This window comes from Methylomonas methanica (assembly GCF_001644035.1).
Taxonomy (GTDB): domain Bacteria; phylum Pseudomonadota; class Gammaproteobacteria; order Methylococcales; family Methylomonadaceae; genus Methylomonas; species Methylomonas methanica_A.
In genome coordinates, this window is record NZ_LUUG01000139.1 from 36747 (window position 1) to 55910 (window position 19164).

Below are 19164 nucleotides of genomic sequence, written 5' to 3' on the forward strand. Positions count from 1 at the left end.
ATCTCCTGGTAATCGCGATCAGGCTTTGGCGGATAGTAAGCCAAAGTCTTCAGGGAAATGATTCAGCGCGCTTAACACCGGGAAAGGTGTCATGCCGCCCATTGCACACAAAGATCCGTAAGTCATGGTGTCGCATAAATCGCGCAACAACACGGTGTTTTTGTCCTGTTGCACGCCCTCGACGATGCGATCAATTACTTCGACGCCACGTGTTGATCCTATTCGGCAAGGTGTGCATTTGCCGCAGGATTCTTCCACACAAAATTCCATAGCATAACGCGCCATGTCGGCCATGTTGACGGTGTCGTCATGAACCACAATGCCGCCATGACCCAATACCGCTGAAATAGCCGCGAAGGCTTCGTAATCCAACGGTGTATCGAATTGGCCCTCATGCAGATAAGCACCCAGCGGTCCGCCGACCTGCACCGCGCGTATCGGTCGGCCGCTGGCTGAGCCGCCGCCGTAATCGTAAAGCAGCTCGCGCAAGGTCATGCCGAAAGCCACCTCAAACAGACCGGGGTGCTTGATATTTCCAGCGAGTTGCAGAGGCAGGGTGCCGCGAGAGCGGCCCATGCCATAGTTTTTATAATATTCGCCGCCTTTGTCCAGGATCACCGGAATCGAGGCCAGCGAAATGACATTGTTGACAATGGTGGGTTTGCCGAACAGGCCAACGATAGCGGGTAGTGGCGGCTTAAAACGCACCAATCCGCGTTTACCTTCCAGGCTTTCCAATAGGGAGGTTTCTTCGCCGCAAATATAGGCTCCGGCGCCGCTGCGTACTTCCAGGTGGAATGTTTTGCCGCTGTTTTGGATGTTTTCGCCCAAATAGCCGTTTTTGTAAGCTGCCTCGATGGCTTGATTTAGGGCAATCTTGGCATGCGGGTATTCGACGCGCAGATAAATATAACCTTGGGTAGCGCCCACGGCCAAGCCGGCGATAGTCATGCCTTCAATCAATACGAAGGGGTCGCCTTCCATGATCATTCTGTCGGAAAATGTACCGGAGTCGCCTTCGTCCGCATTACAGACGATGTACTTTTGATCCGCAGGAGCGTTTAACACCGTATTCCATTTGATGCCGGTCGGAAACGCCGCGCCGCCACGACCGCGCAAGCCTGAGTCAGTCACTTGTTTGACGATCTCGGTTTGTTGCAAGGCCAACGCATTTTTCAAACCGCGATATCCGTCGTGAGCCAAGTAGTCGTCGATGTTAACCGGGTCGGTTAAGCCTACGCGGGCGAAGGTAAGACGGTTTTGATTTTTGAAATAAGCTATTTCTTCAATGTTACCTAAAAAGAGGGGGTGTTGCTTGCCGTCCAGCAGGCCGGCATCGAGTAAAGAGGCCACATCTTCCACTTGAACGGGGCCATAGGCAACTCTGCCTTGGCTGGTTTCGACTTCGATGAGGGGCTCCAGCCAGAACAATCCGCGAGAGCCATTGCGGACGATTTCAGCTGATAAGCCTTTGCTGCTAGCTTGCTGATCCAAGGCCTTGGCAACTTGCTCAGCACCGAGAGAAAGTGCGGTGGAATCACGAGAAATAAATACGCGTGTCATTATTTGGCACCTTTATAAGTGGCTAGCAAACGATCAAATTTTTCAGTTGTGACGCGACCCATCACCTCGTCGTCTATGGTGATTGATGGCGAACAAGCACAGTTACCCAAACAATAAACAGGTTCTAGTGAAAAAATTCCGTCGGCTGTGGTTTCGTGAAAATCGATGCCAAGTTGTTGTTTAACATGGGTTTCCAAAGCTTTTCCGTTCATGGCTTGGCATGATTCGGCTCGACAAATTCGTATCGTGTGCTCTCCGGGCGGTGTCTCCCGAAAATAATGATAAAAACTAATAACCCCGTGGACTTCCGCTTGTGAAAGATTGAGCGCCTTGGCAATGTCTACTACGGCGGCCGGCGGGATGTAGCCCAGAGTGTCCTGAATACCATGCAAAATGGGCAACAGATTACCCGGCATTGCTTGATGAGTGTTCAGTATTTCCAACACGGTGGGTTTTTGGGTTTGATAGTCTTGCATCATTGGCTCTGTAATAAATGACGAAAAGGTTATCGTCCTATTTAATCATGAACAAACCTGGATTTGCAATTCGGGTTCGTGCCTCAATCCCGCGTATTTCCTAAGCAAAGCAAGGTAATTGCAACATCGGACTCTGATTAGTTTGGGAAGTTCGCGTGGAAAAAATGTGATGGTGGATGCTTTACTTTTAAATGATAATTGTTATCATTAATGCGCATATGAATTAAGAGAGGGTGTTATGTACGTATGTGTGTGTAAAGCAGTCACCGATAGACAGGTTACGCAGGCAATTAGTCAAGGTGTATGTAATCGTAGGCAGTTGATGCAATGCACGGGCGCGGGTGGTGTGTGTGGAAAATGCACCGCGAGTATTAAAGCGCTGCTGGATGAAAATACGCAGAATCGGACGATGCAAGCTCACGCGGCATAGCCAGTTTGTTAGCTGAGCTTATCGGGATTTGATGGTTCAAATTACACAAAACAGAGCGAACACGCCGCCCTGTTTTGTGTTGAAAGATTACTTAGCAGTAGCTGCTGGTTCGGCAGGTTTTATGTCTGCATTTGGCGCAGCGCTGGCTGGTTCCGCAGGAGTAGCTTCAGCAGCAGGCGCAGGTGCAGCCTGATCAGCTGGTGCTGCCGGTTGAGCTTCTTCTTGTTTTGGCGGTGTCGGCGGCAACAAGACTTCAACTTTAGCATTTTTGCGCAAATTTTCTATCATGGTTTGCGCTTTTTGGCGCTGTAACATTGGACGAATTTGTTCTTTAACTGAATCAAATGGCGGCGGTGTCAGAGCTCTGGATTCTTCACGCAGGATTACGTGCCAGCCAAACTGAGTTTGCACGGGTTGTTTGCTGAATTTGCCGTTTTCCAGCGCAACAACTGCTTCAGAGAAGGGCGGGACCATGCGGTCGGCGGTAAACCAACCTAAATCTCCACCTTCCGATCCCATCGGGTCGATGGAATGTTTTTTAGCCAGCGCGGTAAAATCGCCGCCTTTTTCCAGTTCTGCGATCAGTTTTTTTGCTTCGTCTTCGGTTTTGACCAAAATGTGGCGGGCTTTGTATTCGCTACCCATATTAGCCATTTTGGAGTCGTATTCCGCTTTGATTTCTTCGTCGGTGACTGGATTGGCTTTCAGATAGTCTTGCAGGGCTGCTTGCGACAATAAGGAGTTTCTAACGGTCGCCATGCGTTCGATCACTTCCGGCGATTTATCCAGTTGTTTTTGTACCGCTTGCTGAATCAGCAATTCGCGTTGAATCAGTTCTTCCAATAGCTGTTCTTTTGGGAATGTTTGGCCTTGGCTGCGTTCTGCAATTTCCTTTTCCAAGGTTTCCAAGGTTTTCTTGCTGATATAGGTGCCGTTAACCGAAGCAACCGCGTCCTCTTTGCTGACAGCCGGCGCCGCAGGTGCAGCCGCTTCCTTGGCTTTTTCTTCGAAGCAACCGGGTAACAGTACGCTACTGGCTAGTATCAGGGGAATAAGTTTCAGTTTCATCTTAAGAATTTCCTTTAGCTGTTTTCAGAGGGGGTTAAAGCGTTTATGCCCAGGGCATGGATTTCATCCTTCATCATGTCGCCCAAGGCCTGATAAACCAGCTGATGTCTTTGTACCAGCGATTTACCTTCGAATTGAGTGGATATGAGAGTGACATGGAAATGACCGCCACCTTTGTTACCGGCGTGGCCGGCATGTGCGGCGCTATGGTCGATGATTTCGATTAATTCTGGCTTAAAAGCTTCTTCCAGCTTCTGTCTGATATGGTCGGCTGTCATTGGGGAAACACTTGTTTGAAAGGTTTAACGGTAACGCGAGCATATACGCCCGCACAGATATAAGGATCGGCATTGGCCCAGTCTTGGGCGTCCTGCTGACTGGCAAACTCGGCAACAATCAGGCTGCCGCTAAACCCGGCATCGCCAGGGTTGTCGCTATCTATTGCAGGATGCGGACCCGCCAATACCAAGCGGCCTTGGTCTTGCAATTTATTTAAGCGTTCCAGATGCTGCGGACGGGCGGCTAGGCGATTGCTGAGGCTGCCCGCGACATCTTCGGCCATGATGGCATATAACATTACTCTTTAGCCTCTGGAGCGGGAATAAACTTATACAAGAACACTATTTGTACGGCAATAAAAATAAGCATCAGACCGGGAACGCCGAAAGTTTTAAAGCTGACCCAGTCGTCGGTGCTGTAGTTCGCCATCACATATAAATTTAAACAGCCGACCCCGATAAAAAACATGGACCAGCTAAGGTTAAGGCGTTTCCAGATACGGTCAGGCAATTCGAGGTTTGCGCCCATCATACGTTCTATAAAGGTTTTTTTGCCGACGAATTGGCTGACCAAAAATGCACCGCCGAATAGCCACTCAATGATGGTTAGCTTCCACTTAATGAATTGCTCGTCCTGCAAATATAGTGTCGCACCACCCATGACCAAAATTAATCCCAGTGTAATCCACTGCATGGTTTCAACTTTGCGATATAGCAGCCAATAGCTGATGACCTGCACAACCGTGGCGGCGATTACGACGGCAGTGGCAATGTAAATGTCGTACAGTTTGTAGGCGACAAAGAATAGAACGATAGGGAAAAACTCTAAAAGCGGTTTCATGATTGACGTTTAAAGATGGGAGGGAGGTTAGACGTAAAGATCGATACCGGAAATCATTTCGGCAACCCGTGTTTGGGCGGGTTGATTGCGGTTTTCTGTGTAGGCGTTCAATGCTTTCAACGTACGCGAATTGCTTGGTTGGTCGTTATTGCTTACCGTCAACCCGTTATCTGCCAAAGCTGCCTTAATTTGCGCGGTTGATGAGGTTTTAGGTAAATCAGGATTCTGCCTGGGTATTCCGGTTTCGTCACTATTAGGCTTTTGCTTTTGTTCAAGATTATTATCTGGCCGTACGGCTCTCGGCTGGTTATAACCGACCGGATAAAAAGCCAAAGATGAACTGTGTATGGTGTTCACGAAGCGTTATTAGAGCCCAAGTATCAATTACTTCATTGTAGAATCTTTGGCAGCAATTGTACATGAGCCTCGCGGCTTTGCTGCTAAAATGCCGGTTTTAAAGGAGGATTTCATGGTTCAGTCTAATAATGTCGAGCTGGAAGCCGCGGCTTTCAGGCAATTGCTTACTCATTTGCAACAACATACCGAAGTACAAAATATCGAACTGATGGTGCTCGCCGATTTTTGCCGGAATTGCCTGGCGAAATGGTATGCAGCGGCAGCCGCAGAACGCGCAATCGACATCGATTACGAGCAAGCGCGGCAAATTGTCTACGGCATGCCTTACAGCGAATGGAAGGAAAAATATCAACGCGAAGCCACTCCAGAGCAGTTGGCGGCGTACGACGCAAAACAAAAACTGAAAGCGCAATCATGACGGATGAAAAACCTTTCGACGCGATGTTCTCCAGTGTGATTGGTCAAGAATATCAAATGCTAAACTTGATATGCCCATTTGCGACGGAAATGAGCCGCTTAGTCGGTGAAATGGTTGGCGCTTACTGTGAGGGGCGGAACACGCCCCAGACAGTGGTTGAGCTCGGGGGCGGTACGGGTATCACCACGCTGGCGATCCTGTCTGCCGCGGACAACCTGAATATATTAAGTGTCGATAACGAACCCACCATGCAAAACCAGGCGAAGCAGAGTTTGCGGGATTGGGTTGCAGCAGGCAGATTGAGTTTTTCCGGCGAAGATGCGCTGGCGGCGTTGCAAGCGTTAACGAGTGACAGTGTCGATATTTTGGCGTCGGCATATACTTTGCATAATTTCCATATCGATTACCGGCGTCAAGTGTTGGCAGAAATATATCGGGTGTTAAAGCCGGGTGGAAAATTCGTCAACGGTGACCGTTATGCCTTGGATGATATCAGCGCGCATACCCGCAGCATTCAGCAAGAAGTCGGCGGCTATTTTAAGGTGTTGACCGAAATCAACCGATTGGATTTACTTGAGCATTGGATAGTCCATCTGTTTAACGACGAGTCGGAAAATCATGTTATGCGCGAATCCGTCGCGTTGGCGCAGATGGCTGAGGCCGGTTTTCGGGACATCGATTTGCAGCAACGCATGGAGGTCAATGCCTTGGTAACTGCGGTTAAATGATACCTTGCGGTGCTTGCGAGTCAGGATTTACTGAACTATGTGCGGCTTAAACGAGAAAAAACATGGCTGAATCGACTGGTAGTAAAAACAAAAAAACCTTGGATGCGTTCGCCGACGATCTGGATGCCATGCTCAATATTGGCGATCCCTCCGAACAACAGGTTGGCACGATAGACGATGACGAAGCCATTGACCGTTTGCTGGTGGGCGACGAGACATTCGAGCCTGAGGCGCAACAGGAGATTGACGAGTTCGCGGATATCGATGAATTGCTGAGTGCAAATGAGCCTAAGGCAGTATCGAGTTTAGCCGACGATATTGATGAGTTTGGCGACGATTTCAACGCCGACATCGGCATTAATCCCGGACGCGAGCAGCAAGTTATCGACGATGAGTTTGCCGATATCGTCGATGCCGAAAATCAGGGGAACCCTTTAGATTTGCCGGTTGATGATGTATTTGAAGAAGTAGCAGAGTTAGAGCGGGTCGGTCAAATCGACGATTTCCCCGAAGACACCCCGGTCGCAGCAGTGGATTTGCCGGAAACCGTGGTGGACGAACTGGAGAATATGGCCGAGATAGACGAGTTTTCCGATGACGCTGAGTTGGCTGGTGGCAATGCCGATTTTCTAATCGCGGATTTCGATATTTCGGCTGATGACGAATATGCACCAGCGCCACCGCCAATCGTCGATGATTTTGCCGATTTGGAAGAACCCGATAACAGCGTCCAAGCAAGTGCGCCGGAACCGGAGCCAGATTTGGATCAGATATTTGCGGCAGCGGTCAGTGAGCAAGATAGCGAAGAAGAATTAGTCGTAGTCCAGAGCAATGAGCCGGAAGTAGCGCCGATTGAGGTAGTCGAACAAGTTCGGGCTGCCCCGGCGGCGCCGATCCAAGTCATCGATCATAGTAGCGAAATTGCCGCGTTGAATCGGAATATCGTCGACCTCAAGAAACATCAACAGCAGATTCGCCACGACCTGACCGAGGCAGCAGGCAAGAATGAGTTGCTCGCTTGCCTGGATAGTTTGGAAAGCCTGCAGACTGAACAGAAAAAAACCAAGCGGGCCTTGGATGCCCTGGCCGCTAAAAAGCCGGTTGCTGCCTATGTGGCCATTGGAATCGCGGCTGCGGCGCTGCTGATCGGCACCGGATTAGGAATACAAGGCATGATTGCCAAGTCGCAAGTTGGCGAGTTGGTCACCATTATCGGGAAATTGCAGGAACAAGTGAATGCCGCGCCTGCCAGCGACGCGGCTGACAAGGAGATGTTGCGCAAGCAGTTGGACGAATTGACGGTGAGCAATGGGGTGATGGCCACTCAGATTGCGGAACTAAGTAAGGCGGGGCATGCTGATACTGGTGCGGCAAAAGTGAACGGCGATCAGGCCAAGCCTTCTGCCGAAATCGGCAGCCAGATCATGCAAATCGGCGCTGCCATAGAAACGTTGCAAAACAAGGTGAGCGCCTTGGAAAAAGGTCGAGCGGTAGCTGCCGCGCCGGCCCCTAAGCCGGAGAAGAAAAAGCCGGTACCGGTCGAGGAAAATTGGGCGGTCAATTTAATAGCGTTTAAACAGGATTGGTATGCCAAGAGCAAAGCCCAAGAGTTCGCGGGCAAAGGTGTGCCGGCCAAAGTAATCAAAACCGAATCCAAGGGCGAAAACTGGTATCGTTTGTTTGTGGACGGATTTAAAACCCAGTACGAAGCGGCAGCTTATGCGGCGAAAATCAAGAAAACTCTCAATCTCGATTCGGTCTGGGTTACCCGCAATAAAGAATAGCCATGGATAATCAGAAACTTGTGGTTGCAGTATCGTCCAGGGCCTTATTCAATCTGGATGAATCGCATGCGATTTTCGAAACCCAGGGCAAGGAAGCGTTCTGTCGTTATCAGATCGAGCACGAAAACGAAATTCTGCCGCCGGGTTTTGGATTTTCCTTGGTGAAGAAGTTTCTGGATATTAACAAAGCTTTTCCCGGCGCCCCGCTGGTAGAGATTATCCTGCTGTCGCAAAACAGCGCCGATACCGGCTTGCGCATTTTTAACTCGATTAATCATTACGAACTGGCGATTAGCCGGGCGGCATTTACCAGTGGCGTGTCACCCTACGAATACATACCGGCTTTTGGAGCGCATCTGTTTTTATCCGCTAACGGTGACGATGTCAGAAAAGCCTTGGCGGCCGGTTATGCCGCAGCGACCATTGTCTCCGGCGCGGTAGCCAATCCGTCGCCGCAGTTGCGGATTGCTTTTGATGGCGATGCGGTGTTGTTTTCAGACGAGTCCGAGCGGATTTATCAACAACACGGTTTGGCAGCTTTTGCCGCTAACGAGCGCAGTGAAGCGCATAGGCCGCTATCCGACGGACCATTGAAAGAATTTTTAAGCGCCTTACACCGCATTCAGACGCATTTTGACCAGGAGTTGTCGCCGATCCGCACCGCGTTGGTCACCGCTCGGGCCGCTCCCGCTCACGAACGGGTGGTGAGAACCTTGCGGGCCTGGGGGATTAGAATAGACGAAGCCTTGTTTTTAGGCGGCATGCCCAAGGGTGCGTTTTTAAAAGCGTTTGGGGCCGATATTTTCTTCGATGATCAAAAAGGTCATTGCGATTCCGCAGAGTCCCATCAAATCGCTGCCGCCCACGTCCCTCATGGTGTCACAAATCAACACCGACCCTGAAGCGCACTAGCCAGGGTGTGCTTTCCACGCAAGCTTTCAAATATAGGGTGTGGCCGTACAGTAGACTGATTTTACTGCCTACCGTGTATTTGCTGTTAGCTAACAACACCTCGGGGTGATCGGTTTCCATCCCGATGACTATTGCTTTTTGGCTGCCGCCGCCGGCATTTTCGATGTCGTGGATTGCGACGTTGCCGATAATGGGTTCCAGCAAAATTAGCGTCACATCTTCGTATAGGGTTTGCTGGCGAACTATTACCAGTTTGGCGGGTTGTTGCTCCCTACACAGTAAGCCAATATCGCCGGTTGAACAATTGGGCGCGGGGCTTTCCGCCACCAAAAATTGTTTGCTGACGTTGCGTAACAGACTCAGACTAGTGCCGTGTTCAGGGAAACTGACAATACTGGCATTGAGCGGTTTGTAGAAACTTTTTTCATGTTCCAACGGCACCAAAGACATATCGCGGGCCAGGGACCTACCGCGCGATAATTGCGAGCTAAGGTTCATGATTTTCGATAATTTTTCTTCACCTTGCAGATGGGCGCTGACCGCAACGAAGCCTTCAAGAAGGTGGGCCGGCATTGGCGGACCGATAGCTACCGACGCGAAAATATTGCTGTATCCGGTTAAGTGCGAGGCCAGTTTGGTTTGCATATTGGAATTCAGCTCTGTCTCGATTTCGCCGAGTTGCAAGGCATGGCCGAAACTTAAGCAGTTGATGTATACCGAGCCGCGCGGCAATGTGCCGTTAGTGCGCGGTACCGGGCTTGGTTCGCTGCCCAGATTCCAAAAAAAACCGCAATCTGGATTAGGGTTTTTGCTGATCTCCAGGCGATCCTGATGTCGATTGACCAACTGAAATAATTGACTGATTTCAGTTGTTGAGTAGCGGTTGGGTGTGCTGAGTGCAAACAATAGATTGCGTTTGACGACGGCTTCAATGGTGTTTTGTAACTTGAACTCCTGAGGTTTGGGCGAAATCGGCTTTTTTAACAGTTGCAGTTCGCCGGCTATGGTGTAAAGCAGGCCACTCTTTTTCCACAAGGTTGTGGACGGCATTTCGTAAAACAGCGCCGTGCTGCGCAGACAATACCCCACGAGTTGCAAGGCATAAAATATCGCTTGTTGGGTCAGCAATGTATCGAGTTGTTTGGTCTCGACAGTACGGCAAAAGGCCAGGCTCAAGTGCCTGAGTAACTGGATGGCTAATTTCGCGATTTTAAGCGCTTTGCTGTTGGTGGCTATGTCTGTTTCGGAACGCGCCGCGTTGGTTAAACCGTTGGATAAATGCAAGGTCAGCGGCGTTAAATTGACGAGTATCGGCAACACGTTTGCGGCTGTGGCGCTGCTGCGAGTCAGTTGTTTAAGGACTAGATTCAACTGATTTGCAGCATTCGCCGCCGGTAGCGCGCTTAATGAATTAATCCATCCGCCGAGGGATTCCGTTGACAGCTCAAAAGGCAGCGATGCGTTATCGGTCATGTACTTGCGAGTTAAGTTGTATTGAAAACATTACCTCAGTTTAGTTCAGATTGGCGGCTATAGGCAGCTGGCAATTTTACGAAACCCCGGCAGCTGCATAAAATGCCGATTCCATCGAATAAACACAGCAGAGTAATGAAGCGAATATTGAATTGTAAATGGGAACTTGCCGCACCGGTTTTTGGGGCATTGCTCACCATGGCCTTTGCTCCGTACGATTATGTCTACGCCGCAATCGTCGCATTAGTTTTCATTTACTGGGTTTGGCAGCGGCAGGTGCCGAAGAGGGCGGCGCTCAGTGGTTATTTGTTTGGCTTGGGCTTGTTCGGTTCCGGTATTTGGTGGACCTATATCAGTATTCACGATTTTGGCGGCGGCGACCCGTATAGCTCGATAGCGCTGACGGCTTTGCTGGTAGCGGTTTGGGCTTTATTCCCGGCGTTAACCGGCTGGTTTATCGCCAAAACCTCGGTGTGGTCCGGGGAATGGTTACGAATAATAGCCGCCGCTATTGCTTGGGTAGCGGTCGAGTACTTTCGCGGTTATTGGTTGTTGAACGGTTTTCCCTGGCTGCAAATCGCCTACAGTCAACTTTCCACGCCTTTGGCTGGTTACGCGCCATTGGCCGGGGTTTATGGGGTAGGCTTTTTGTTGACTGTATCGGCTTTTTCAGTCGTGGAGATGCTGCGTGGCAAATTGCCGGCGCTACAGGGCTTGCTCGTTTTAGGGTTAATTTGGGCTGGCGGTGGCTATTTGCAAACCGTGTCATGGACTCAAGCAGCCGGCGCGCCGATCAAGGTAACATTGGTGCAAGGTAATATCGGCCAGGATCAGAAGTGGCAAAAAAATCAGAAACTTAACACGCTCAGGCTTTATCAAGAGCTCACAGAACAGCATTGGGATTCCGATGTGATTATCTGGCCGGAAACCTCGATTCCGGCCTTTCTATCGCAAGTGAAAGAGTTTTACATTGATCCGCTGCAAGCAGCCGCGCAAGCGCATGGGGTTGATTTGGTGGTAGGACTACCCAGCAGCGGGCAGGGCAAGGATTATTACAACAGCGTCATGACCTTGGGCGAAAATCAAGCCCTTTACCACAAAAATCACCTACTGCCTTTTGGCGAATATTTACCGCTTCAGCCGTTATCGGGCTGGGTATTGGATAAATTGCAAATACCTCTGGGCGATTTCGCTGCCGGTGGCGACCGGCAAACGTTGTTGACGGCGGGCGGTCATGCGTTTGTCACTACTATTTGTTATGAAGATGCCTTCGGCGAGTTAGTTGCCAGGCAGGTTGCGGATGCCGGCTACATCGTCAATATGACCAATGACGCCTGGTTCGGCGATTCGTCGCAGCCGCATCAACACATGCAAATGGCGCAAATGCGGGCGCTGGAAACCGGCCGCTATTTGGCACGAGCCACCAATACTGGTGTGACCGGGTTTGTAGGTCCGGACGGTGCATTACGTAAGCAGGCGCCTTTGTTTACTACGACTACTTTAACCGACTATATAGTGCCGATGCGTGGTCTTACGCCTTATGTCATCTTGGGTGATAAAGGTTTTTTCGGGGTGTTGGCGGTATTGCAGCTGCTGACGTATGCCTGGAATCGCTGGTTCAGTGCGGGCTTTTTCAAGCAAGGTGCTGAAGCCGTTTAGAATCGCGCCGATTGATTTTGAAAAAACCACTGCATGGAATTTTATGGCCTTTAAGCAATGTAAATCCGTAATTCTGATTGGTACGCTGATCTTAGCTTTTGGAACATCTCAGGCAGAACAAGTTTTAGAAACGCCCGCGTTCTGGTTGGAATCGGGGCAAAACAGCATCAAGGCTGCTGAGCGGCTTAAAGCCAATCAAGCATTCGCCAAAAACGTGATTCTGTTTGTCGGCGACGGCATGGGCATTTCGACTATTACCGCCGCGCGTATTTTGGAAGGGCAACGCAAACCGGGTAATCGTGGCGGCGAGGAGAATTCGCTGAGTTTCGAAACAGCGCCTTATGTGGCGCTGTCGAAAACGTACAGCGCCAATCAGCAAACCCCGGATTCCGCACCAACCATGTCTGCCATGATTACCGGTGTAAAAACCAACGATGGTGAGTTGTCGGTGGGGATACAGGTGGCTCGCCAGGAAAAAAGCGCAGATGTTATCAATACCTACAAGGTGAAAACCTTACTCGAACAAGCCGAGGAAAAAGGCCTATCGACTGGAGTGGTCTCTACTGCACGAGTCACTCATGCTACTCCGGCAGCTTGTTACGCCCACACCTCCGAGCGTGATTGGGAGTCCGATGCGCACGTTCCAGCTGGCGCCACTGTCAGCGATATTGCCAAGCAACTGCTGGAGTTCGGTTACGGTAATGGCCTGGAAGTGGTTTTGGGTGGCGGGCGCAGCATGTTTTTGCCCGATACCACACCCGATCCGGAAGATAGCGACAAATTTGGCGGTCGCAAAGACGGTATGGATTTGACCCGGCGTTGGCTAGCCCAATATCCGAAATCGGCCTACGTTTATAACAAAGCCGGCTTCGACGCGATAGATCCTAAGCAAACCGAGCATTTACTGGGTTTGTTCGAACGTTCGCACATGGAATATGAACATGATAGACCGAACGATAAAGGCGGAGAGCCGTCCTTGACCGAGATGACCGAAACAGCCATAGACATATTGTCGAAAAATAAAAAAGGCTATGTGCTGATGGTGGAAGCCGGCCGCATCGATCATGCCCATCACGCCGGTAATGCCTACAGAGCCTTGACGGAAACAATCCAGCTATCCAATGCTGTGCGCAAGGCGCTGGAAAAAACTAATCCTAAAGATACGTTAATTGTCGTTACCGCCGATCACAGTCATACCTTTACCATTGCCGGTTACCCGCAACGCGGTAATCCGATCATGGGCTTGGTAAAACAAACTGGTGAAACCGGTTTTGCCAAAGACAGTAACGGATTGCCTTACGCGACGTTGGGATATGCCAATGGTCCGGGGTATCGAGGTCAAAATGGTCGCCCCGATCTAAGCACTGTCGATACCACGCATCCCGATTTCCTGCAGGAAGCCATCGTACCGCTTAGCAATGAAACTCACGGTGCCGAAGATGTGGCGATTTTCGCGTTCGGTCCCAAAGCGCACTTATTTCATGGAGTACAAGAGCAAAGTTACATCTATCAGGTGATGGCGCATGCTTTGAATTTTAAGGCCGGGCGGTAAAATCTCACCAATTGTGAATATAGGGTTCTCAGCGCAAATTTAAGCTTAAGATAAGGCATTAAGACCGTGGTACTTGTTAAGCGTACGAACCGAGCTATGTCGGCAAATTTAAAAATTCATGGCAAATTACCGTTTGGCCGGATTTGCTTGGGCCATTAATAATGAAATCTTAATTTGCACATAATCTAGATTTAAGGAAGTCTGAATAAAGTAACGACACACAAATCTAGCTTAGACGGTTATAAGGAAAAAATTATGGACAATATAAAAGCGATACCAATAGCCAACAATACTGACGTTACTTATTGTGACCACCCCGCCTTGACCATGGAATTCGCCTATGGGTCGCCAACCGGGAATTTTATCTGTATGGAATGTGGGCGACTATTATCCACATCGGCCACCCGGCAGATAGCATCGGTCCCGAATGCCGCGTCAATAAAAACCACGTCACCTTTAAGATTGCCAGTATTTATAGTTTAGGCACGTACAGTAGAAAACCACGCTCACAAAAAAGCCGGGTATTATTCCCGGCTCTGATTGTCCAATTGATAATTTGGTCGATTTTCGCAAATTAAGTATTCTGGTTTAAGTGAATTAAATAGACTTATCGTCCGATCTCAATGTCCCGCCATGCCTCAACGGCGAACTGCGCCAGTTCTTTGAGTATTCCGAGTAAGAACAACGCAAAACCATAAGCAATTGCGGCGAATATCAGCACTGCAAGTATTTTCATAAGACCTCCCAAAAGCTCAAGCCTTACCGGATTCTGCCATCTTTTTACTAAAACTCAATAGTGATTTGGTCCCTCTCTTAGACGGGGCGCTTCTAAAAAGTTAAACAAAATCATCCAAAACAAAACCTTGATTCACTTTCTTAAAGTCAATTAAATTTTACAAATGTTTCATTTTAACTGCCGGAGCTTGGTGGTGTCGCTGTGCATGCACAATGGAAATATCTGCTTATTGGCTCGGCTAACGGGCTAACAGATTAACCTTTGATAATGACGCATCGCCGTATTGGACAGAGATAAACGATCTTTTCCGTTATTGACCAAAAATGTCAGATGACTGTCAATTATGGCAATACTGTGCTGACAAAAAAGTAGTCATTTCCGGACAGATCGTTCGAAGAGGCGAACAAAATTCCGTTGTTGGAAAATGGTGCGCTATTTGCTTTGTATCTATTGCCAAATGCTAGCGACATACATTCCGGTACAGCTAGATACTCGTTTGACCAGTGTTTGTAAGCTAACGAATTCAATTGTTTATAAGATTTGAACAAGTTTTTTGCCTTTATAGATAAACTGCACATTAGGGGATTATAATGATAACTAAATTCGGCAAATCCAACTCGCTTAAAACCCGTAATGCTGGTTTTCAAGTAAACCCAATTTATCTTTACGAAATTGATCTGAGAGTCCAAACCGCAAATTGGCTAAAGCAAGATATTCAACAATTGCAAAATAGATTGAAAAAATATCCAATAGCATAAGGCCTTTGCAAAGGCCCGATGAATCTCTAGGTACTGCATTAATCGAGTCAGTTGCCGTTTCCAAGCAAAGGTGTTGGCGGACAATTCAATCGGATAGTCAATCGACAAAATCCGGCTTACAGCATAGGAACCAGATCCAATTCAAACATAATCGCGTCCTCGCGACCGTTTTTTGCGGGATAATAATTCTTACGGGTGCCGATTTCGCGAAAGCCGGTTTTTCGGTATAAATTGATCGCGCCAGGATTGCTGGGACGCACCTCAAGGAATATTTTCTCCGCGCGAGGTCGGGCGTATTCGATTAAGTGTTCCAACATTTTTCGGCCGGCTCCCTGGCGTTGAAAGCGAGGGTTTACGCTGATGTTCATAATATGAGCTTCGCCAGCGGCCACATTGATGATGCAATAGCCGACTATGTTGTCGTCTGGTGCCTCGCAAACCCAACTGGTGTAAGTCATGGTGCGGAAACAATCTTTAAATATTCCTTCCGACCAAGGGAATTCGTAATTTAACTCTTCGATCTTCAGAACGCTGACTAAATCGGCATGATCCATTTTACGTATCCGCATTAAGTCTTTGCTATCTACCGAATCGGGAAACACCTTGGCGTAAAATTCGCGGTCCGCATCGTAAATCACAGCATCTTTCAGTTTATGTAACAGCTTCCACATGGTTTTATTTTTCTAGTTTTTGATAAACCGACAATGCAAACTGCAAGTCGCTCCAGGCTTTAGCCTTTTCCAGTAACGAGCGCAATAGGTAAGCCGGGTGGTGAATGACAATCAGGGGAATATCGTGCAATTGGTGCCGAACCCCGCGCAATTTTGCCAACGGTTGTTGGGTGGCGAGTAAGTTTTGTGCGGCAATCCTGCCCACGGCCAAAATTATTTTCGGCCGTATCAATTCGATTTGCTGTTGCAGAAAATGATTGCAAGCGGCGACTTCTTCGGCTTGCGGATCGCGGTTGTTCGGCGGCCGGCACTTCAACATATTGGCTATATAGACTTCTTCCCGCTTTAAACCTATCGCCCGCAACATTTCGGTTAACAACTGACCGGCTTTGCCGACGAACGGTTCGCCTTGTAAATCTTCATTCTGGCCGGGTGCCTCACCGATCAGCATCCAGCTTGCTTGTCTATTACCTACACCGAACACGGTTTGGGTGCGGGTTTTACACAGCGAGCAGGCTTGGCACAGTGAAACCTCGTGTTGCAGGTCTTTCCAAATCTGATCATTGGTGTGGGAAGATTGCAATGAACCCGAATGTTGCGAGAATCCGGTATTAGCGGTTTCGATGGGAATTGATTGACCTTGCTTGCTAAGCTTATCTTGACGGGTTTCACGTGGTTCAACCCATCCTACGTTTTCGACAGTATTTTCAGCATGATCGGACGCTGGCGGAAAGGCGACAGGTCGATGCCTAGGTACCCAGACATCAATACCCATCGCCTCCAAATATTGCAAGCGGGTCGCGTTATCCATTCCGGCTCAAGAATCAGACATCGCCTTTTTGCGGATGCTGACGCTGGTCGGGTGTTTGCAGTTTGTTAACCGCGTTGATGTAAGCCTTGGCCGAGGCGATAACGATGTCGGTGTCGGCCCCGGAGCCGTTGACAATCCGGCCCGCGTTTTCCAGTCTGACAGTCACTTCGCCTTGGGCATCGGTGCCGGTGGTGATGTTGTTAACCGAGTACAGCGCTAAAGTCGCGCCGGTTTTCACCAGGCTTTCGATGGCTTTCAAACTGGCATCCACTGCGCCGCCACCTTGGCCTGAGCCGGTTACTTCTTTGCCGTCGACGCGTATCGTGACGGTGGCGTTCGGCACTTCGCCGGTTTCGGAACAGACTTTTAAGGCTACCAACTTGATATGCTCGTCTTCCGATTCGAAACCTTGCTCGGAAATCAAGGCCTGCAAGTCTTCGTCGAAAATATCGTGTTTTTTGTCGGCCAATTGTTTGAAGCGAAAAAACGCATCGTTCAAATCGGCTTCGCCGGCAAAGTCCACGCCCAGCTCCGCCATCCGGGTTTTGAACGCGTTACGGCCGGAATGCTTGCCGAGCACCATCCGGTTAGTTGTCCAACCCACATCCTCTGCACGCATGATCTCGTAGGTTTCACGATTTTTAAGCACACCGTCTTGGTGAATCCCGGATTCGTGGGCAAAGGCGTTCGCGCCGACGATGGCTTTGTTGGGCTGCACCGGAAAACCGGTAATAGACGAAACCAGCTTCGAGCAGGTGACAATCTCACGCGCATCCAAGCCGGTATCGCAACCAAAGAAATCCTGCCGGGTGCGCACGGCCATCACCACTTCTTCCAATGAAGCATTGCCGGCGCGTTCGCCCAAACCGTTGATGGTGCATTCCACCTGCCGAGCACCGTTCATTACCGCCGACAAGGAGTTGGCAACCGCCAAGCCCAAATCGTTGTGGCAATGCACCGAGAAAATCGCTTTGTCGGAGTTGGGGATCCGTTTGATCAAATTGGCAATGGTCGCACCGAATTGCTGCGGCATGCTATAACCGACCGTATCCGGAATGTTCAGCGTCGTCGCGCCGGCATCGATAACCGCTTCCAGGATACGACACAAGAAATCTTCTTCTGAACGGCCGGCATCTTCCGGCGAGAACTCGACATTATCTGTGAACTGACGGGCGCGTTTTACCGCTCGTACTGCGTATTCGATCACCTGATCCGGCTGCATATTCAACTTCTTTTGCATATGGATCGGCGAGGTGGCGATAAACGTATGGATTCTGGAGCGCTTCGCACCTTTCAAGGCTTCGCCGGCTCTGTCGATGTCTTTATCCAGCGCCCGTGCCAAACCGCAAACTGTGCTGTCTTTGATCGCATCCGCCACGGCTTGCACTGCTTCGAAATCGCCTTGGCTGGCTGCCGGGAAACCCGCTTCGATGACGTCTACTTTCATGCGCTCCAGCGCCCGGGCGATGCGGACTTTTTCATCGCGGGTCATGGATGCGCCGGGACTTTGCTCACCATCGCGCAAAGTAGTGTCGAATATAATTAATTTGTCTTTCATGAGAACTCCGTTCATGAAATGTTCGGCGCTAAGGCCGAGAAACAGAAAAGGGTTGTATTGTTTAGATGAGGATAGAGTGCGCCCCTCAGGGCAGCAATCTTAAAGATAGGCCGAACAACCGTCTGCCAATGGCTGGCATGAAAACTAAGATTTGATGAAAAATGATCGTCTGATTGTTCATGGTCGGAAACTATACTTGATTGCCGACTATGGCTCAAGCGTCCGATGTTGTTGCAGATTGATGCGTTACATTTGAGCTGAACAGTTCGTTTCCGGGTTTTTGCCGAAACTCCAAAATCTCCGAGCAGCATTTCATAAATGCGTCGATTAATTCTTGCTGTTGATGCCGATAATGCTGCGCTATTTCCGCCGGTATCCGGTGCTCAAAAAATAGCTCCAACGTTTGCAACATTACCACCGAATTTTGAATATCGCCCATGCGAGTTAAATAGCTTTTCAGCCGGCTTGAGTTCGTTTCAGGTAGGGCGGAATCAATGGATTGTGTCGCCAAAAGGGTGTAGCGCAATTTCTTAACGGCGATGCGCAGGTGGTGAATGCTGGCAGGATTGGCTGGGTCCAGCGCTTCATAGCGATTGATCACCACGCTATAAATCTTGTCAATGGCGCTTGGCAATGCTTGTTTGAGATCGATGTCGGCTGTTTGAGTTTTGAAGTGTTTACCGGCTTTTTTCAGCTTGCGCCGCAGCTTGGGTTGATACAAGCTGACGATGAACGACTGGTTTTCCAGCAATAAGCGCTGTTCGCAGCAATGCATTTGCGCTAAAAAAGGTTCTAGCTCCGGAAGTATAGGCAGGGACTTGGCTGATTCGAACAGCATAACCTGGGTGTCGCGCAATTGGTCGAAACCGTCGAGCTGTTTTTTTAGGGATTTGCGGATTCTTAGCAGCGTGGCCTGCGGTGCCAAAGCGTGAAGCAATTCGATCAGCGCCATTAAGCGCCGGGTACTGACGCGTAATTCGTGGACGTTATCTTCGTTGGCAGTTTGGCGGCAGGCTCTCAACCGCTTGCGATACTGGCCCCAGTGCCTTTCCAGCGCGTCGAGCAAGGGTTCGCCGCCAGTATTTTGCATC

General features: G+C 49.6%; 20 protein-coding genes. 7 read left to right on the forward strand and 13 right to left on the reverse strand.

The features are described from left to right. Nucleotides 1-18: 18 nt before the first annotated feature. Nucleotides 19-1563, reverse strand: coding sequence for a formate dehydrogenase beta subunit (locus A1332_RS24180; RefSeq protein WP_064010939.1), 1545 nt, complete (start codon nucleotides 1561-1563; stop codon nucleotides 19-21). After that, on the reverse strand, nucleotides 1563-2039 hold the full coding sequence (locus A1332_RS24185; RefSeq protein WP_064010940.1) for a formate dehydrogenase subunit gamma: 477 nt from the start codon (nucleotides 2037-2039) through the stop codon (nucleotides 1563-1565). Before A1332_RS24185 ends, A1332_RS24180 begins: the two co-directional genes overlap by 1 nt. A 238-nt stretch (nucleotides 2040-2277) precedes the next feature. On the opposite strand from A1332_RS24185, the gene A1332_RS25155 reads away from it, so the two are divergent. Then, nucleotides 2278-2469: a (2Fe-2S)-binding protein gene (locus A1332_RS25155; RefSeq protein ID WP_082879864.1), complete on the forward strand. Its 192-nt coding sequence runs from the start codon at nucleotides 2278-2280 to the stop codon at nucleotides 2467-2469. A gap of 87 nt (nucleotides 2470-2556) precedes the next feature. Here the strand turns inward: A1332_RS25155 and A1332_RS24190 are convergent, their stop codons facing one another. From A1332_RS24190 to A1332_RS24210, 5 genes are read right to left on the reverse strand one after another with little or no spacing between them, the layout of a single operon-like run. Further along, nucleotides 2557-3537 (reverse strand): peptidylprolyl isomerase, encoded by a 981-nt coding sequence (locus A1332_RS24190; RefSeq protein ID WP_064010941.1) that lies wholly within the window; start codon nucleotides 3535-3537, stop codon nucleotides 2557-2559. A gap of 14 nt (nucleotides 3538-3551) precedes the next feature. Further along, nucleotides 3552-3815, reverse strand: a complete 264-nt coding sequence (locus A1332_RS24195; protein WP_020482975.1) for a BolA family protein — start codon at nucleotides 3813-3815, stop codon at nucleotides 3552-3554. Beyond that, entirely contained in the window at nucleotides 3812-4114 is a 303-nt protein-coding gene (locus A1332_RS24200) for a YciI family protein (protein ID WP_064010942.1), read from the reverse strand. Before A1332_RS24200 ends, A1332_RS24195 begins: the two co-directional genes overlap by 4 nt. Next, complete coding sequence (locus A1332_RS24205; RefSeq protein ID WP_026601926.1) at nucleotides 4114-4656, reverse strand: septation protein A; 543 nt, start codon at nucleotides 4654-4656, stop codon at nucleotides 4114-4116. Before A1332_RS24205 ends, A1332_RS24200 begins: the two co-directional genes overlap by 1 nt. Before the next feature lie 27 nt (nucleotides 4657-4683). Continuing rightward, nucleotides 4684-4989 carry a hypothetical protein gene (locus A1332_RS24210; protein ID WP_064010943.1) on the reverse strand — a complete coding sequence of 102 codons (306 nt, stop codon included), beginning with the start codon at nucleotides 4987-4989 and terminating at the stop codon, nucleotides 4684-4686. A gap of 136 nt (nucleotides 4990-5125) precedes the next feature. Between A1332_RS24210 and A1332_RS24215 the strand changes: the two genes are divergently transcribed. The 4 genes from A1332_RS24215 (at nucleotide 5126) to A1332_RS24230 (ending at nucleotide 8845) form a co-directional block, all read left to right on the forward strand. Next, nucleotides 5126-5431: a DUF1244 domain-containing protein gene (locus A1332_RS24215; RefSeq protein ID WP_064010989.1), complete on the forward strand. Its 306-nt coding sequence runs from the start codon at nucleotides 5126-5128 to the stop codon at nucleotides 5429-5431. After that, nucleotides 5428-6159 (forward strand): class I SAM-dependent methyltransferase, encoded by a 732-nt coding sequence (locus A1332_RS24220; protein WP_064010944.1) that lies wholly within the window; start codon nucleotides 5428-5430, stop codon nucleotides 6157-6159. The genes A1332_RS24215 and A1332_RS24220 overlap by 4 nt, the downstream gene beginning before the upstream one ends. Before the next feature lie 62 nt (nucleotides 6160-6221). After that, complete coding sequence (locus A1332_RS24225) at nucleotides 6222-7943, forward strand: SPOR domain-containing protein (RefSeq protein WP_064010945.1); 1722 nt, start codon at nucleotides 6222-6224, stop codon at nucleotides 7941-7943. Between the two features lie 2 nt (nucleotides 7944-7945). Continuing rightward, the gene (locus A1332_RS24230; RefSeq protein ID WP_064010946.1) at nucleotides 7946-8845 is read left to right on the forward strand and encodes a 5'-nucleotidase; all 900 of its coding nucleotides are present in this window, start codon (nucleotides 7946-7948) and stop codon (nucleotides 8843-8845) included. On the opposite strand, the gene A1332_RS24235 is transcribed toward A1332_RS24230, so the two are convergent. Further along, nucleotides 8823-10226, reverse strand: coding sequence for a hypothetical protein (locus tag A1332_RS24235; protein WP_157204112.1), 1404 nt, complete (start codon nucleotides 10224-10226; stop codon nucleotides 8823-8825). The two genes, A1332_RS24230 and A1332_RS24235, sit on opposite strands and share 23 nt — an antisense overlap. A 237-nt stretch (nucleotides 10227-10463) precedes the next feature. On the opposite strand from A1332_RS24235, the gene lnt reads away from it, so the two are divergent. Both lnt and A1332_RS24245 read left to right on the forward strand, forming a co-directional pair. Continuing rightward, the gene (gene lnt, locus A1332_RS24240) at nucleotides 10464-11987 is read left to right on the forward strand and encodes an apolipoprotein N-acyltransferase (RefSeq protein ID WP_082879865.1); all 1524 of its coding nucleotides are present in this window, start codon (nucleotides 10464-10466) and stop codon (nucleotides 11985-11987) included. Then, entirely contained in the window at nucleotides 11929-13539 is a 1611-nt protein-coding gene (locus tag A1332_RS24245) for an alkaline phosphatase (protein WP_331709889.1), read from the forward strand. The genes lnt and A1332_RS24245 overlap by 59 nt, the downstream gene beginning before the upstream one ends. A gap of 607 nt (nucleotides 13540-14146) precedes the next feature. Here A1332_RS24245 and A1332_RS26405 read toward each other — a convergent pair. From A1332_RS26405 to A1332_RS24270, 5 genes are all read right to left on the reverse strand, one after another. Then, nucleotides 14147-14275, reverse strand: coding sequence for a hypothetical protein (locus A1332_RS26405; RefSeq protein ID WP_269454677.1), 129 nt, complete (start codon nucleotides 14273-14275; stop codon nucleotides 14147-14149). Nucleotides 14276-15149: 874 nt separating this feature from the next. Then, nucleotides 15150-15704, reverse strand: coding sequence for a ribosomal protein S18-alanine N-acetyltransferase (rimI, locus tag A1332_RS24255; protein WP_064010950.1), 555 nt, complete (start codon nucleotides 15702-15704; stop codon nucleotides 15150-15152). Between the two features lie 4 nt (nucleotides 15705-15708). Next, entirely contained in the window at nucleotides 15709-16515 is an 807-nt protein-coding gene (locus A1332_RS24260) for a uracil-DNA glycosylase (RefSeq protein WP_064010951.1), read from the reverse strand. Between the two features lie 13 nt (nucleotides 16516-16528). Beyond that, complete coding sequence (locus A1332_RS24265; RefSeq protein WP_064010952.1) at nucleotides 16529-18073, reverse strand: 2-isopropylmalate synthase; 1545 nt, start codon at nucleotides 18071-18073, stop codon at nucleotides 16529-16531. Nucleotides 18074-18287: 214 nt separating this feature from the next. Further along, complete coding sequence (locus tag A1332_RS24270; protein ID WP_064010953.1) at nucleotides 18288-19163, reverse strand: CHAD domain-containing protein; 876 nt, start codon at nucleotides 19161-19163, stop codon at nucleotides 18288-18290. Nucleotide 19164 lies beyond the last annotated feature (1 nt).

What these genes read in the sequence shown, in the direction of transcription:
- A1332_RS24180 (WP_064010939.1), bottom strand. Translation starts at nt 1,563, where the DNA reads ATGACACGCGTATTTATTTCTCGTGATTCCACCGCACTTTCTCTCGGT.
- A1332_RS24185 (WP_064010940.1), bottom strand. Translation starts at nt 2,039, where the DNA reads ATGCAAGACTATCAAACCCAAAAACCCACCGTGTTGGAAATACTGAAC.
- A1332_RS25155 (WP_082879864.1), top strand. Translation starts at nt 2,278, where the DNA reads ATGTACGTATGTGTGTGTAAAGCAGTCACCGATAGACAGGTTACGCAG.
- A1332_RS24190 (WP_064010941.1), bottom strand. Translation starts at nt 3,537, where the DNA reads ATGAAACTGAAACTTATTCCCCTGATACTAGCCAGTAGCGTACTGTTA.
- A1332_RS24195 (WP_020482975.1), bottom strand. Translation starts at nt 3,815, where the DNA reads ATGACAGCCGACCATATCAGACAGAAGCTGGAAGAAGCTTTTAAGCCA.
- A1332_RS24200 (WP_064010942.1), bottom strand. Translation starts at nt 4,114, where the DNA reads ATGTTATATGCCATCATGGCCGAAGATGTCGCGGGCAGCCTCAGCAAT.
- A1332_RS24205 (WP_026601926.1), bottom strand. Translation starts at nt 4,656, where the DNA reads ATGAAACCGCTTTTAGAGTTTTTCCCTATCGTTCTATTCTTTGTCGCC.
- A1332_RS24215 (WP_064010989.1), top strand. Translation starts at nt 5,126, where the DNA reads ATGGTTCAGTCTAATAATGTCGAGCTGGAAGCCGCGGCTTTCAGGCAA.
- A1332_RS24220 (WP_064010944.1), top strand. Translation starts at nt 5,428, where the DNA reads ATGACGGATGAAAAACCTTTCGACGCGATGTTCTCCAGTGTGATTGGT.
- A1332_RS24225 (WP_064010945.1), top strand. Translation starts at nt 6,222, where the DNA reads ATGGCTGAATCGACTGGTAGTAAAAACAAAAAAACCTTGGATGCGTTC.
- A1332_RS24230 (WP_064010946.1), top strand. Translation starts at nt 7,946, where the DNA reads ATGGATAATCAGAAACTTGTGGTTGCAGTATCGTCCAGGGCCTTATTC.
- lnt (WP_082879865.1), top strand. Translation starts at nt 10,464, where the DNA reads ATGAAGCGAATATTGAATTGTAAATGGGAACTTGCCGCACCGGTTTTT.
- A1332_RS24245 (WP_331709889.1), top strand. Translation starts at nt 11,929, where the DNA reads ATGCCTGGAATCGCTGGTTCAGTGCGGGCTTTTTCAAGCAAGGTGCTG.
- A1332_RS26405 (WP_269454677.1), bottom strand. Translation starts at nt 14,275, where the DNA reads ATGAAAATACTTGCAGTGCTGATATTCGCCGCAATTGCTTATGGTTTT.
- rimI (WP_064010950.1), bottom strand. Translation starts at nt 15,704, where the DNA reads ATGTGGAAGCTGTTACATAAACTGAAAGATGCTGTGATTTACGATGCG.
- A1332_RS24260 (WP_064010951.1), bottom strand. Translation starts at nt 16,515, where the DNA reads ATGGATAACGCGACCCGCTTGCAATATTTGGAGGCGATGGGTATTGAT.
- A1332_RS24265 (WP_064010952.1), bottom strand. Translation starts at nt 18,073, where the DNA reads ATGAAAGACAAATTAATTATATTCGACACTACTTTGCGCGATGGTGAG.
- A1332_RS24270 (WP_064010953.1), bottom strand. Translation starts at nt 19,163, where the DNA reads ATGCAAAATACTGGCGGCGAACCCTTGCTCGACGCGCTGGAAAGGCAC.